Source organism: Chitinophaga eiseniae, assembly GCF_900167135.1.
Lineage (GTDB): Bacteria > Bacteroidota > Bacteroidia > Chitinophagales > Chitinophagaceae > Chitinophaga > Chitinophaga eiseniae.
Window position 1 is genome coordinate 185395 of the sequence record NZ_FUWZ01000007.1, and the last position, 14617, is coordinate 200011.

At 51.9% G+C, this 14617-nt stretch carries 7 protein-coding genes; 1 reads left to right on the forward strand and 6 read right to left on the reverse strand.

Going from position 1 to position 14617, the window contains the following annotated elements:
• Positions 1-490: 490 nt before the first annotated feature.
• A complete protein-coding gene (locus tag B5D63_RS32120; protein WP_078673065.1) occupies positions 491-1879 on the forward strand; it encodes a right-handed parallel beta-helix repeat-containing protein in 1389 nt (462 codons plus the stop codon).
• A 71-nt stretch (positions 1880-1950) separates the two neighbouring features.
• On the opposite strand, the gene B5D63_RS32125 is transcribed toward B5D63_RS32120, so the two are convergent.
• From B5D63_RS32125 to B5D63_RS32150, 6 genes are all read right to left on the reverse strand, one after another.
• The gene (locus B5D63_RS32125; RefSeq protein ID WP_078672984.1) at positions 1951-3651 is read right to left on the reverse strand and encodes a GMC oxidoreductase; all 1701 of its coding nucleotides are present in this window, start codon (positions 3649-3651) and stop codon (positions 1951-1953) included.
• 140 nt (positions 3652-3791) lie between these two features.
• Positions 3792-10544 (reverse strand): fibronectin type III domain-containing protein, encoded by a 6753-nt coding sequence (locus B5D63_RS32130; RefSeq protein ID WP_078672985.1) that lies wholly within the window; start codon positions 10542-10544, stop codon positions 3792-3794.
• A 394-nt stretch (positions 10545-10938) separates the two neighbouring features.
• Complete coding sequence (locus tag B5D63_RS32135; protein WP_078672986.1) at positions 10939-11988, reverse strand: acyltransferase family protein; 1050 nt, start codon at positions 11986-11988, stop codon at positions 10939-10941.
• A 16-nt stretch (positions 11989-12004) separates the two neighbouring features.
• Positions 12005-13186: a glycosyltransferase family 2 protein gene (locus B5D63_RS32140; protein ID WP_078672987.1), complete on the reverse strand. Its 1182-nt coding sequence runs from the start codon at positions 13184-13186 to the stop codon at positions 12005-12007.
• A gap of 20 nt (positions 13187-13206) precedes the next feature.
• On the reverse strand, positions 13207-13782 hold the full coding sequence (locus tag B5D63_RS32145) for a gluconate 2-dehydrogenase subunit 3 family protein (RefSeq protein WP_078672988.1): 576 nt from the start codon (positions 13780-13782) through the stop codon (positions 13207-13209).
• 7 nt (positions 13783-13789) lie between these two features.
• Entirely contained in the window at positions 13790-14593 is an 804-nt protein-coding gene (locus B5D63_RS32150) for a carboxylesterase family protein (protein WP_143313256.1), read from the reverse strand.
• Between the last annotated feature and the right edge of the window lie 24 nt (positions 14594-14617).

Sequence of the window (14617 nt, forward strand, 5' to 3'; positions counted from 1 at the left end):
GATTGATTTAGCCAATGGCTTGCACTGATGTCCCGGTTTCCTTTAATGGTAAAACAGTTCTTTGACCGGGGTGCAAAAAAAATCTTCAAAATCTTCAAAAAAAATTATATATTTATACTATAAATATATATAAAATACCCTAATATGCTTTGTGGGCCTGCGTTTCAGCGCAGGAAAGGATCTCGGGAAGCGGTATGTATTTTTTAGCATACCGTTTTGCGGGTGTGTTTATCCCTAAAAAATTGTCTAATCGTTCGGCCGCATATCTGTTGCAGTCTGGCAAGTGTTTTTCTATCAAAAAATTTTTGATCTTCACGGCTGAAAAATTAAAACCATCAGGTTCCATATTGCCTGAACACAGCCACACTGGCTTCTTTCTCCATTGCATGACCATCCGTATCCGGCAAACCAACCGCGTTAGCGGGGATATTTTATACCATTATTTTTTTGAAGAACCATGAAGAAGCACCACCTTACTTCCAAACTGCTTATGTTGAAGCTTGCATTTATTGTGATCATCTATTTCGGAAGTTGTAACAAAACGGTTGTTACGCCGGAGAAGCCCCCTGCGGAGGAAACGCCGGAACAGCCCTCCAAACCCAATCCGCCTGTAAAAGGGAAGGAGTATGTACTGGTACCGGACGCCAATGGCCGCCTCGTGATTGACGGCGCCAAAAGTCCGTATAAAGGCGGTGATGCGCTGAACCTGAAAGGCCGTTTTTTATCTATTAATATCCTTAATCTGAGTGGCACTTCAGGTAACCCGATCGTTATCCGTAATTTTGACGGCACTGTCGTAAAAATAGGGAACCCCGACTGGAACGGCGGGTCCTGGGCTGAGGCACTGAGCCTGATCAACTGCCACTATCTGAAAGTAGGAAGCGAGTCTTCCCGGGCCAACTTCGTCATCGACGGCTCGGTCCACCCCGCCAGAGACGCTTACTTTAACCTGGTATTGAGCAAACACACTGACAATATCGAAATCAGAAACCTGACCATCCGTAACGGCGGTACAGGCATATGGGCCAAAACAGACCCGGTGAAAGGCGATCCCTCCACCTATTATCCCAACTCACAGATGGAGAACCTGCTGATTCATGATGTGGCTATCAGCGGCACCAACAATGAAGCCATGTACATCGGCCATACAGCTACCTACTGGGACCTGACTGCCAATACTTCCTACTACGGCAGTTCATCCGGCTTTAATCCCGGCAGCCAGTACGTACAGCCCATTAAATGGCACAATGTAAAAATCTATAACAACTCCGTGCAGGATGGCGGTGCCGATGGTATTCAGACAGCGGCGATCGACAAGCTGGAAGTATACAACAATACCGTTACCAACTGGGGCATGAAACATAACAGTTCCCACAACGGCGGTATCCTGATCGGCGGCCGTACCACCAATACCTACGTGCACGACAACTACGTGCACGACGGCTGGGGAGAACTGCTGCAGTTCTATGGCTCCGGCGAAAACGGCTCCAAACACGTCATCAGCAATAACCTTTTTGTAAACAACAGCCAGGGCGCCAATGACGGCATCAGTTTCAGGGGCACCGACCGGGCGCCGGTAACGATCAATAACAATACCATCGCCCTTACCGGTGGCGTTTCCCTGCGCATCAACGGTGAAAAGGGTATGACGGTCGCCCTGATCGTTAACGATAATGCGTTTATCCAGCCCCGTATGAGCGGCGGTAGTATCAGCTATAACGCATACGTATATACGGAAAATGGCGGTGGCGCTGTGGAAGGCACGGGAGACAAAGCCAATACCCGTTTCCCCACACTGGACGCGGCAAACGTGGACATCAGCAATTACTTTACGCCGAAGGCAGGTTCTGCGATGGGCGTCACCGGTTACCGGAAATAAATCATTTCAGTATTCATAAAAAAGGCCAAAGCGGACAACCGCTTTGGCCTTTTTTTACCCGGAGAAAATCATTACAGTTCATTCTTCTTCAGGAGCTGCGCGGCATGGTCGCAGGCCCTCGCCGTCAGCGCCATGTACGTCAGGGAAGGGTTCTGGGTAGCGGAAGAAGTCATACAGCTGCCGTCGGTGATAAACACGTTGGGCACTTCATGCAACTGGTTCCATTTATTCAGCACGGACGTTTTGGGATCGTGTCCCATGCGGGCGGTGCCCATTTCGTGAACGCATTCGCCGCCTACGTAGTTGTAGTCAAACCCGGCGATATTGGTGAGTCCACTTTTTTCCAGCATCTCTTCCGCGCTTCCGCGCATATCTTTCCGCATGGCTTTTTCATTGTCTTTGATTTCAAAGCTGATGCGTACCAGCGGCTGGTCCCATTGATCGGTGGCGGAGGGATCGAGGGTGATGCGGTTGTCGGCATAGGGCAGCATTTCGCCCCAGGCGCCCAGCCACATGACCCATTTACCGGGATTGGTGATGTCTTTTTTAAACTGTTCTCCATAGCCTGGTATCTTGTAATGGTCCATCCAGGCTTCCCTTTCCGCATAACCCTGGTAGCCGAAGCCGCGCACATAGTCTGTTCGCTGTGTGGCTCCGTTGAGGTTGCGGAAGCGGGGGATATAGATACCGGCAGGTCTGCGGCCGGCGTAGTATCGGTCTTTGAACCCGTTATATTCTCCCATGGCACCCACTTTAAAGTGATGGTCCATCAGGTGGCGGCCTACCAGGTCGTTGTTGTTGCCCAACCCGTTAGGGAAGGCGTCTGACGTGGATTTCAGCAGTATGGCGGCCGAAGCCACGGTAGACGCGTTGAGGAAGATGATACGGGCATGGTATTCCATAACGGCTTTCGTCTCGGTGTCCATGATCCTCACACCGCTGGCTTTACGGGTATTTTTATCGTAGAGGATTTCAGTAACGATGCTGAAAGGGCGGAGTGTCAGGTTACCGGTGGCCATGGCGGCGGGTAACGTGGCGCCGTTGCTGCTGAAGTAGCCGCCGAAGGGGCAGCCACGGTGACAGAGGTTGCGGTATTGACAGGGGCCGCGGTTGTTGTGGCCTTTGGACAGGTTGGCCACACGGGCGATCGTCAGCAGGCGGTCGTCGTATTTTTGTTTCAGCTGTTCGCGTATATGTTGTTCGAGGCAGTTGAGCTCCATGGGCGGAAGAAACTGTCCGTCGGGCAGATGGGGCAGTCCTTCAGCCTGGCCGCTGATGCCGGCAAATTGCTCCACATAATCATACCACGGCGCGATGTCCTGGTAGCGGATAGGCCAGTCCGGCCCGTGACCGTCTTTTGCATTGGCCTCGAAATCGAGGTCGCTGAGGCGGTAACATTGTCTTCCCCAGGTGAGGGAGCGTCCGCCCACCTGGTATCCCCTGATCCAGCTGAAGGGTTTTTCCTGGATGTAGGGGTGTTCCTTGTCGCGCACAAAAAAGTGTTTGCTGCTTTCGTCGTACGCGCCGCTTTGAATGGGATCTTCCAGTTTGTCCTGTTCCGGGTTGTTGAGGCGGTGTTTAAACTCCCATGGGTGCAGCGTGGCGGTGGTATAATCCTTTACGTGTTCTACGTTTCTGCCTCTTTCCAGCAGCAGTGTTTTCAGTCCTTTCTCGCATAATTCCTTCGCCGCCCAGCCTCCGCTGATGCCGGAGCCGATAACGATCGCGTCGTAAGTATTGCTGTCAGTTGCTTTAATATTCAGGTTTGCCACGGTGATCTGCTATGTGTTAACAAAAAAATGAACCAGGTATGTAAAAGTCCTATAAAGTATGATTTTTTTTGATCAGTCATATTGAAAAAAATCCGGCTTTTTACGCCGGATTTTTTTCAAAGTTATTGTCGGCGGATGCGCTATTGTTTCACTAGTTTGACTGTTTTCACCATTTGATTGTCCGCCAGGACCTGCAGGAGGTAGACGCCCTGTGGCAGTTCACGTCCGGTGATATCCATTCTGAACTGGTAGGAGCCGGGGGCTACCAGGCCGAGGTCTTTTACATTGATGATGCGGCCGTTGAGGTCCAGCAGTTTCAGTGCCATCCGCATGTTGCCTTTACCGTGCTGGGTGAGCGCTACGTTCACGAAGCTGGTGAAGGGGCTTGGATATACCTGAGACAGTGTTACGTCGGTTGCTGCGTTGCCGGTGGTAGTAGCGCCGGTCGTTGTGCCGGTTTTCGGCGCCGTAGTCATGGTGCCGGTACCACCGATTTTCGCCAGTGACGTTACCTCTTTCGGATACGCTTTGATCACGAGGGCATTGAGATAGCCGTAAGTGTTATTGGCGGTATAAATCACCAGCTGCATCTGACCGTTCTGATCGGGTGACAGGTGGTCGAGTGTAACGGTATTGGTGCTGTTGTCATAAGCATCCAGTGTTACCGTTCTGCCGTTCATGCTGTATGCGGTGATTCTTGTGCCACCACTGGCGCGGCTTCCGAAGAAGGTGAAGGAGTATTCCTTGGACTGATCGAGGTTGTCGAACTGCATTTTGGCAGTGTCGCCAGGTTCAACGTAGTAGGATTCTGCGATCACCAGGTCGGGATATACGCCGCTGTTGTTGCCGGTTTGGAACCCTGCCGGGTTGGTACCGGTAAAGTTGTCGGTGATGGTCCAGCTGAAGCTGGTAGCGTTACCGTTGCCGTCTTTCGGGTTGGCCATTGTCTGGTTCAGGTATGGCAGCGCGTTGGTGTTATTCCACGGTGACGGTGCCGGATTGACGGTGTTGAAGTTGATGTTGACACCGTAGGCGAGTGTACCGCCGGCAGCGATATTGCTGTAATCAGACTGTTTGGTGGCGGTGATGGCCCGTACTTTATAGAAGTAGAGGGTGCTGGCCGCCAGACCGGTGTTGGTGTAGGTCGTTACATTGGCAGCGGTGGTGGTGAGCTTGGTGTAAGTACCCTCGCGCTCAGTGGAACGCCATACCTCGAATCCGGTTTCATTGCTGGATTTGTCGGCCCAGTTGAGCTGGATGCTGCTGGCGGTTTGGTTGCTGGTCACCAGGTTGGCCGGAGCCAGTGGTATACCGTTGTCAACATAAGACTGTATCACCATGGCGCCGATGTAGCCGGCGAAGGAGCCGGAAGCCTGTTGCAGGGTGAAGTCAATGTTGCCGCTGGCGTCTGCGCTGAGGCCGTTGATCTGTACGGTATTTTGTGTATTGCTGGCAGCATTCAGGGTGACTGACTGTCCGCCGGCGCTATAGATGGTATTGCGGTTATCGCTTACTGCCTCGCGGCTGGCGAAGAACACCAGGTTATATTTAAGCGTTGCAGACAGGCCGCTGATCCTGATGCGTTTTGCCTGACCGGTCTGGTCGTAATAGAGCGTATGCATCACCACATCCGGGTACACGCCGGTGTTGTTGCCGGTCACCGCACCGATATTATTATCGCCGGTGAGGGCATCCAGCAGGGTGACGCTGATACCGCTGGCAGTACCGGTTTCATCGAGGATGTTGGAGATGGTAGTGTTCGCATTTGCCGGGCTGTTGAAGTTATTCCATGGCGCCGGTGCGGGTTCTACACGGTTATAGTTCACATATACGGACGTCATGTTTTTATCGGTGACCTGTACCTTGAAGGTGCGGCTGCTTTGAGCGCCTTTGTCATCCTGGGCGTTGATCACGATGTTGAAGGTGCCGATATTGGTGCTGCCTGGGGCCAGCCGCAGCGTAGCGGTACCGTTGCCTGTATTCTGCAGGGTAGCAAAGGAAGGCAGTCCGGTAGCGGAGAGGGTGATCACATCAGCCGGATCGTCGGTAGCGTGGATGTTCACGTTCACGATGGCATCTGTTTTCATGGCTACGTTGCTGATGCTGTCGATAACCGGCGGCATATTGGGCAGGTTGATGCTGACAGTGTCGGAAGGATTGCCGCCATTGGCATTGATAGCGCGTACCACGTAGTAGTAGGTATGATTACCGGATACATTCGGGTCGGTATAGGCGGTGTCGTTCACATTGGCCACAGGGCTCAGCAACTGGTACGGACCGCTTTGGGCGTTGGCGCGGTATACTTCGTAACCTGTTTCGTTATACGCTCTGTCTGTCCAGTTCAGTCTCACACCGGCGGTCAGGCTGCGGGCGGTCAGGTTGCCGGGTTTGGCCGGCGGTTTACCGTTGTCGTAGTTGGCTTGTATCACCATGGTATTGAGATACGCATAGGCGGCACCATTGAGGGCAGTAAGGTCTACGGTGATGGTACTGTCGCTGTTGGCCCTGATACCGCTGGCGGTAACTGTAGTGCTGGTATTGCTGGAGGCATTGAGGCTTACGGTGGTACCATTTACGGTATAACCAGCCACACGTGGGTCTGTTACGCCGGCACGGCTTCCGAAGAACGTGAAGGAGTAAGTATAGGCAGTATCCATTCCGCTCAGCTTGAGGGTTTGTTTATCTGCCATGGTAAACCATGCGCTGACCATCGCGGCATCAGGATAGATACCGGAGTTGTTATTGGTGGTATAGCCGAAGTTGTTGGTATTGGCGCCGCCATTGACGGTTTGCCAGTTCGTCATCACCTTCATGGAGATACCGGTATTACGCCCGGTCTGGTCCAGCAGGTTGGCGAACACGTCGTTCAGCGCAGGTTGCGCTTTATTGGTGTTGTTCCATGGAGCAGGCGCTTTGTAGGTGCCATCGTTGAAGTTGACGTATACGCTGTAGTTCGGATTTACAGCAGTCACGCTGATAGTGAAGGTTTTGGTGTCTGACCCGCCGTTGCCGTCAGATATAGTCACTGTAACAGGGTAGTTGCCATTGTCGCCATAGCCCGGGGCCAGTGCGATGGTGGCGCTGCCGCCGTTGGTAGTGAGGGTGGCAAAAGAAGGCAGATTGGTCACATCCCAGGTGAGCGCATCTGCAGTATTGGCATCGGTGGCGGTAATGGTAACCATGTTGGTGCCTTTTTCCGCGAGGGCCACATTGGAGATGCTGCTCAGCACCGGTGGGTAGTTATTGTCCACCACCAGGTTGAATGACCGGGTAACGTTGCCGCCATGTCCGTCGGCCACCGTTACCTGTATGTTGTTATACGTGCCTACGTCGCTGATGGAAGGAGTGAAGGTGATATTACCTACACCGTTGCCGGCAACCGCCAGGGCACCGAAGGCCGGCAGGTTGGCGGTGGTGATGGTGAGTGCATCGCCATCGGCATCGGTTGCGTTAATGGGCACGTTCAGCTGACCGTCGAAGCGCATTTTCTTGTCGGTCAGCGCTGCGAAGACAGGTACTGAGTTGAGGGTGGTAGCAGTGGCCTCATTAGAGAATCCACTAATGCCGCCTTCGTTTTTCGCTTTTATCTTGTAATAGAACGGGGTGTTGGCCGTGAGCGCGGTATCCCTGTAAACTGCGTAGGCGCTGTCGCTGCTGCCGATCGTGGTCAGCAATACGTAGTTGCTGTTGTTATTGACAGAGCGGTAGATATCGAAGCCGGTTTCAGCGGAGGAGTTATCGTTCCACTTCAGGTTGATGACATTGGGCGATACGGCAGTGGCGTTCAGGCCGGACGGCGCGGTGGGCACCGGTGGCAATGCCAGTGTGGTAGCTTTGATATCATTGTCTTCAAACGCGCTGGCAGGAATGTCCTGTTTAGCAATGCCGGGTCCGGCCCAGCGGGCGTGCAGTTCCTGTCCGCCGGAGCCCTGGAAGTAGGTGACGTAGAACAGGTGTTTGCCGGCCGAAAGTGTTTTCTTGCTGGAGGCGCGCTCGGTAGTGCCTTGTACATAGTTATTGTTGACGAGCATGTAGCTGGTGCCAAAACCATCAATATAGAGGCGGCTGCCGTCGTCGGAGGCAGTATAGAAGGTATACTGTCCGGCGGTGGGGATATTGATGTAGCCGGAATATTTGATGGCGTAGTTAGCATCACGGTTGCGCATGTCCAGCGTTACTGCTGAAGTAAGGCCTGATTTCACCGGTGTTTCAGTAAAAGCCGGCAGCGTTGTGTAGCTGGCCGCTTCGTAGTAGTCATATTTCAGACCGCTGATGTCGGACAGGCTGGAGCCGGCGCTACCATTACGATTGATCGCCTGCACCTGGTAGTAGTAGGTTGTTTCCGGCGCAAGCAGGCTATCGGTGTAGGCGGTAGCGTTAGCGGCGGTAGTAGCTACGATGTCGAACGGACCTACCTGGCTTTCGGAGCGGTATATTTCAAACCCGGTTTCATTCGTGCTGTTGTCGGTCCAGGTAACTTTGATCTTATTGAAAGATAAGGCGGTTGCCTTGACATTCGTAGTCGGTGCCGGTGTGCTGCCGATAGTCATGGTATCAACAAAGGCAGATGCAGGGATGACCGTTCTGCTGTTGATATTGGCTGCGGTACTGGTCCAGTATATCTGCATGCTGGCGCCGCCACCCTGCTGGAAGTAGCTGATGGTAATGGGGTAGGAGCCTTTGGTCAGGTTAATAGTACCGCTGGCATACTGGGAACCATGGAGACCGTCGTTGTTGACGAGCGCTGTAGCGGTCGGGCTATAGGTGCCGATATACAGCTTGCTGCCGTCATCGGAGTTAGTCTCGAATTTATAGCTGCCGGTAGCCGGGATATTGATGTAGCCCTGCCAGAGGATCGCGTAGTTGACATCCTGTGTCCTTACGGAAAGGTCCACGGTAGCGGAATTGCCTGTCTTAACCGGTGTCAGCGTGTTGAAGTTAGGCAGTGTATTGAAGGTGCCGGTATAATACTGGTAGTTCAGTCCTTTGGAAAGGGTGGCTGCACTTACCTGGTTGCTGGCATTAGACACGTTGCCGGTGATGTCACGGGCTTTTACAGTGAAAGCATATACTGTTCTGGCAGTCAGCCCGCCTACGAGGAAGGTGTTCTGATCGCTGTTAACGGTATAGGACTTGGCGCCGTTGATATAGATATCGTATTTGTCAACACCTACATCATCTGTAGACTGTGTCCAGGACAATGCCACAGAGCTACGGGTTGTACCGGTAACGGTAAGATTGGTAGGAGCGGTAGGAGGCTGGCTGTCTACCATAGTAGTAGCGTTCACCTCGCTGCTCACCGGGGCAGCGCCGTTGTTGTTAACAGGCCTGATGATATAATAGTACTTCGTGTTTGGCACTAAGTTATTATCGGTATAGGTCAGCACGTCGGCATCGACTTTGGCAACCAGCGCGTAACCGGTACCCGGGGTAATGGTGCGGTATACTTCAAAAGCCGTTTCGTTGTATGCGGGGTTTGTCTTATTGCTCCAGTTCAGGGCGATCTGTGTTCTGGAAACTGCGGATGCCTGGAAAGCAAAAATGGCGTCGGGGCCGTTGGCGCCGTTGGCCGCTACCACGCGGAAAGGATCGGAGAAATCACTGGAACAGCCGTATTGTTCTGTTACTTTCACCACATAGTCACCTGCTTGTCTTACGGCAAGGGTATTGTTGGTGCCGAGGGTGGTATTGTCGGTTGATTTTTTCCAGAGGTAGCTGGCATAACCGGTAGGTACCTGCAGCACCACGCTGTCTTTACCTTCGGGTGTGGGAATTACGTTGCTCATCAGGCCCGCGGTTTGTATATCGGGGCTTACAGTGGCCGTTTTGATTTTAATGACTACGGGCGTGTGCGACCAGTCGGACCAGCTGGTGCCGTTGTATACCCTGGCGTCATAAGTACCGATGGTAGTAACATTCAGGGTGTTGGAGGTAGCACCGGGGATAACAGCGCCATCCTTGCGCCATTCGTAGTTGTTAAAGCCGGCGGTGAGGCCCAGCGTTACGTTAATGGGATCATTCACACAAAACTCCGTCCTGCCAAAAAGCGGCCAGGGATTGGACTTATACAGTGCGTTGATGAAGTCAAAATAGCCCGGTGACTGCCATGCATTGTACCACACGCCGTGGCCCTGACCTTCAAAGATCTTCAGTTTCACGTTCGCGCCGGCGGCGATGGCCTGATTATAAACAGACTGTGTTACGGATGGTGGCGGATTGTTATCGACGCCTCCCTGGAACCACCAGATGGGAGTATATTTCCAGCTGTTGATGGTGTTGGCGAGGTCGCTGGTGGCGGCGCTGATCGGTGTAGAGCCGGCTACCAGTTTGGGATTACGCTGAATAAAGTCCCAGGTGGCGGTACCGCCACCGGAAAGACCATGTACGAAAATACGGTATGGGTCAACGTGCAGTTGGGGGATGAAATATTTGTTCAGCAGGTCCACGATGTAATCGTAGTAGCTGGGGCCAAAGTAACCCGAAAGGTTTTGTGGATAAAGCAGGAAAGCATTGGTGGTACCGTTGTCTACTGCATTCATGAAGAGCTCTCCACCATGATACAAAGAATATTCGTTGTCATAGATGGTACCCTTTTCACCAAGTCCGTGGAAGAAGATGATGATGGGATAAGTTTTGGTGGAATCATAGTTTTTCGGCCATTTCAGGCGAAACTGCATCCCGTTGTAAATGTACGCCTTGTAGGACGTGGTATTGAAACTCACCCGTTTGGTTCTCACCCATTTGCCTACCTGGTTCCAGGCTGGCTGTGTGGGCGGGGCGGACGGATTATAGTCCACCACGGGATCATTGGGGTCGAGGACGCCGGTTTGCGCCATCAGGAACTGCGTGCTTATCAGCATGAACAGTGTGACCAGAGAGTAGATTTTTCTCATATATACCCATTAAGTATTAGGAACGTTGATCGGTTATGCGCATCCGGAAACGGATATGCATAATGTTGGTTGGTCGCAGGGGATGGTCAAAAAAATTAACGGAGTAATTACAAGGCAACTTTTGGTTTAAGTGTTGCGACAGTAAATAAACCCTTACGGTTTCTGCAGAGGAGATGGCAAATTAAAAATAAAAGCCTGGGCATTCACACATTGACATAAGAGACGAGTAGCTTATCCCAGTAGATGTTTCATTCCGACGCAAAATAGAAAATAATGCGCATTTGCTGGTGAATAAATTCGTGAATACCATAAAAGAATCGGTGAAAAGCAGAAAATCGGCCTTGAATGAAAACACCGGAAAAACCCTAAAATATTTTATAATTAAATAATTTAACTAATAACCTACTATATACCTGCTATACTTGCCTAATATTCTTTTGATGATCTTGAGTGCAACAACAGATCCAGCCATAATAAAAACATAGCTCAGCGTCCAGGTCAGCAGGTTGCCGGGAATCTCCCGGTGATAGAGTTTGAGGCTTACGCCCCGGAGGAACAACACAAAAAAGTAGTGAATGTAATAGATGCCGAAGCTTAATACGGCAATGGTCCCGATCCATTGCGGGACTCTGGTATCAAGACGATACAGCCAATAGAGGAAAAAGATGCAGAAGAGTATTTTTTGAAGAAAGTCTACCCGGTCGTATAACCATGCAGGGGAGAAGTATGTGATACCCATCAATACAAGCGGCAGCAGGGTAATCAGTAGCCGGTGCCTGTCGGCGAACGCCAGCACCTGGTTACGGTAGCGGCCTGTGAACATACCGGCCACGTATACCGAAAGAAAATGAACGGCCATCACCAGCGTGTCGCTGAGCACACTTCTTTGCCATATCAGCGATATGGCCAGCAACGGTATCAGCAGGTAATATAATCGCGGATGTTTATCAATCTGCAGTAACAGGGGAGAGATCAGGTAATAGAGCGTGATGACAGGTATAAACCATAGCTGTTGCAGGTGCGCGCCATGCACGAGGTAATAACCGGCCTGTTCCCATCGGGGCCAGGAGAGAAAATCCGGATGCTCATCGGTCGTAAAGCCCGGTACATCGCCACCATATACCCGGTATAATATCAGTGGAACGGACAGAACAAGATAGGGGCATATCACATACTGGAATTTCCGTTTGAGGTAGTCCCGGTATTCAAACTTATGCCCGAGATACTGAAAAAGAAAACCCGAGATGAACATGAAGAAGATCGTGGAATTCTGGAAAAGGAGGACCAGGATTTTATGTACTATCGAGTTTTCCGGCCATTGCACCAACACATGCGCCGCTACTATGTACATCATGGCAATCCCTCTGAAATTATGGACATAGCCGATAAATTTCGCGGGTGTTTTGTCGGGTGTAATCGTATGGCCGATGGCGGGTGTTTCCATATATCTTTCCAGGTATTTAGCGTGTTTGTGTACTTCTTTGGGCCTTGTCCCATACGGCCGACTGCTTTTTAGCGAGATACCGGAGAAAGCCCTGGTATACTGCGATGTTCATAAACAGAAAATAAAACGGGACATAAAACAGTGTTGATTTACGATGTGCTTTGGCTTGCTGATAGCCGGTGAGCGCCGCCAGATAAAAGCATACCTGTCCGGCCAGCATCATTTGATAAAACAGGCCGGCGCCTGTCCATACCAGTATGATGTTGCTGATCAACAACAGCGGGAGGCTCAGGGGACTGAGCGTCCAGCGTAATACCCGGTGAGAGATATATTGAAACGACAATACCGGGTAACGGAATATATTGAGCAGCGGGCGGAGCATCACGATGGACTGGAAGCCGCCGGCGCTGATCCTGACTTTTCGTTTATGTTCCTCTTCCATGGAGGAAGAGGGCGTTTCCATGGCATAGGCGTCGGGAGCATAGGCGATCCGGTAGCCGGCCATATTAATACGCAGGGAGATGATAAAGTCATCCAGGATTACTTCTTCCTCCACAGGAGTGTACAGGGAGGTCCTGATGGAGAACAATTCCCCGGCGGCGCCTACCACGCTGTACAGTTCCGCATCCATTTTTTTCAGGAAGGACTCGTACTTCCAGTAAATCCCTTCTGTGGCGGCGGCCCCGGCGGCGTCGGAGGCGATCACCTTTTTCTCGCCGGCTACGCCACCGGTGTGTCCTTCGGCGTAATGCTTCACGATATGTTTTACGGCGTCGGCGTTGAGCAGGGTGTTGGCATCGCAAAAGATTACAAAGGGATGCTTTACCTGTTTCATGGCCCGGTTGATGGCTGCCGTTTTACCGTGCCGTTGCGGCTGGTGCAGCAGTTTAACGGAAGGGTAGCGGGCAACGATGGCCGGCGTTTGATCGGAGGACCCGTCAGTCACGAAAATGATCTCCAGTTTTTCAGACGGGTAGTTCAACTGGAGGGTGTTGAGGATTTTCTGCTCTATAAAATCGGCCTCGTTGTAGGCGGCCACCACCAGGGTCACCGGGGGCTCAAACGGCGCGGCGGGCGCCTTTGGGCGGCTGAACAGGCGTTTGATTTTAATCAGGCCGTACAACAGGATGCCGTATCCTATGTAGTTATAAAACAGGATAAAAAACGCGGTAAAGAATATGAGGTATATAGTGATCATGATCGTTCGCTAATAGATGCCTATTCAGTTGCCCAGCACCGTTGCCCGGGTTGCAGGGGAATGCAGCCCTGATAGCGGCCCGGAATGTATTCGTATGCCATCGCCCTGGTGGCGCCCTGCATAGAAGTGCAGTAGCCCATGACGGTATACTTCTTCAGGGTCATAAAAAACGAGTCTCCGAACAGCCTGGAGGATATTTTACCCATCAGGCCTTCCCAGGGGCGGCTTTTTTTCTCAAAATGCGCTACGATAGCGGCTTTATCTTCCTTGCTGCAATGCACGAACGACTTGTTGTACTGTGTCCGGGCATAGGAGGCTACGTCTTCCAGTCCGTATAAAAAGCGGTTCTGCACCTTCCGGGATGAACAGTCGCGTATCATCGTCACGATGAAGTCGTGTACCCCGGCGCTTTTGGCGCCGGGCGTATCGGTCTCCGGGATGATCACCTCCGCCAGTTCAGCGATAAGCGGCACGTACTGGTCGAGGTCCAGGAGGTCGGGCTTTTTGTTGAAATGGTAGTAGCTGGCGCCGCCGGCGATGGCGGCTCCTGCGCCTCCAAACAACAGTATTCTGGCAATGGCTTTCCGTCTGTTCATCGGGTCCTTATTTTTTTCGCTTGATGGCGTTATAGCTCTGGTATTGCAGGAGCCATTCGTAAATGTTCATCCCGTTTTCGCGGTAACGCGGATCGTAAAATGAATGCCAGCAACAGTGGGCGCCCTGGTAAACCGTCAGCTTGTTGAGCCTGGGTTTATATTTGCCGATGCTGTCGATGGCCTCTTTGGCGTTGTTCAGGAAATAATCATCCTTGTTGCCCGCAAAGTACCAGGTGTGGATATCTGCGTCTGCCGCCAGTTTATACCGTTTGAGATAGGGAGGGTCTATCCTTGCGGCCGACATGGTGATGCAGCCGGCGATGCGGTTAGACAATTCCCTTTCGTGTGTTTTGGCAGATTCCACGGACCATCCGCCGGCGCTGTAGCCGGTAAGGTACATCCTGGTGGTGTCTACCGGATAGTTTTTGATGACGTCATCCAGCATATTGCTGACGTCCTGTGGGGCCATGGACCAGCTCTCTGCCAGTGGCGCCACTACGATGAATTTGTACAGTTGCCCGTCTTTTTTGTTGACAGCCTCTATCTTTTTCCCTTCTTTCAGCTGGCGGGTAACACCCTCCCGGAAGATCTTGCTGAGGTCTTTACCCGCAATGCTGCGCCCGTGGAAACAAACCAGCAGCGGATATTTTTTACCGGGCACGTTCTCTTCGGGAGTGTAGATCAGCGCCTGTCTTTTCTGCCAGGGGCCGATCCTGACTTCTATATTGCGCATCGGGCTATATTGCTGCTGACCCGCTGCTATGATCCCTGTCAGCAAACAGCCTAGCAGGGTCATCATTCTCCGATACATAACAGTTCCTTTTAGATGAAAACA

What these genes read in the sequence shown, in the direction of transcription:
- B5D63_RS32120 (WP_078673065.1), top strand. Translation starts at nt 491, where the DNA reads ATGTTGAAGCTTGCATTTATTGTGATCATCTATTTCGGAAGTTGTAAC.
- B5D63_RS32130 (WP_078672985.1), bottom strand. Translation starts at nt 10,544, where the DNA reads ATGAGAAAAATCTACTCTCTGGTCACACTGTTCATGCTGATAAGCACG.
- B5D63_RS32135 (WP_078672986.1), bottom strand. Translation starts at nt 11,988, where the DNA reads ATGGAAACACCCGCCATCGGCCATACGATTACACCCGACAAAACACCC.
- B5D63_RS32140 (WP_078672987.1), bottom strand. Translation starts at nt 13,186, where the DNA reads ATGATCACTATATACCTCATATTCTTTACCGCGTTTTTTATCCTGTTT.
- B5D63_RS32145 (WP_078672988.1), bottom strand. Translation starts at nt 13,782, where the DNA reads ATGAACAGACGGAAAGCCATTGCCAGAATACTGTTGTTTGGAGGCGCA.
- B5D63_RS32150 (WP_143313256.1), bottom strand. Translation starts at nt 14,593, where the DNA reads ATGTATCGGAGAATGATGACCCTGCTAGGCTGTTTGCTGACAGGGATC.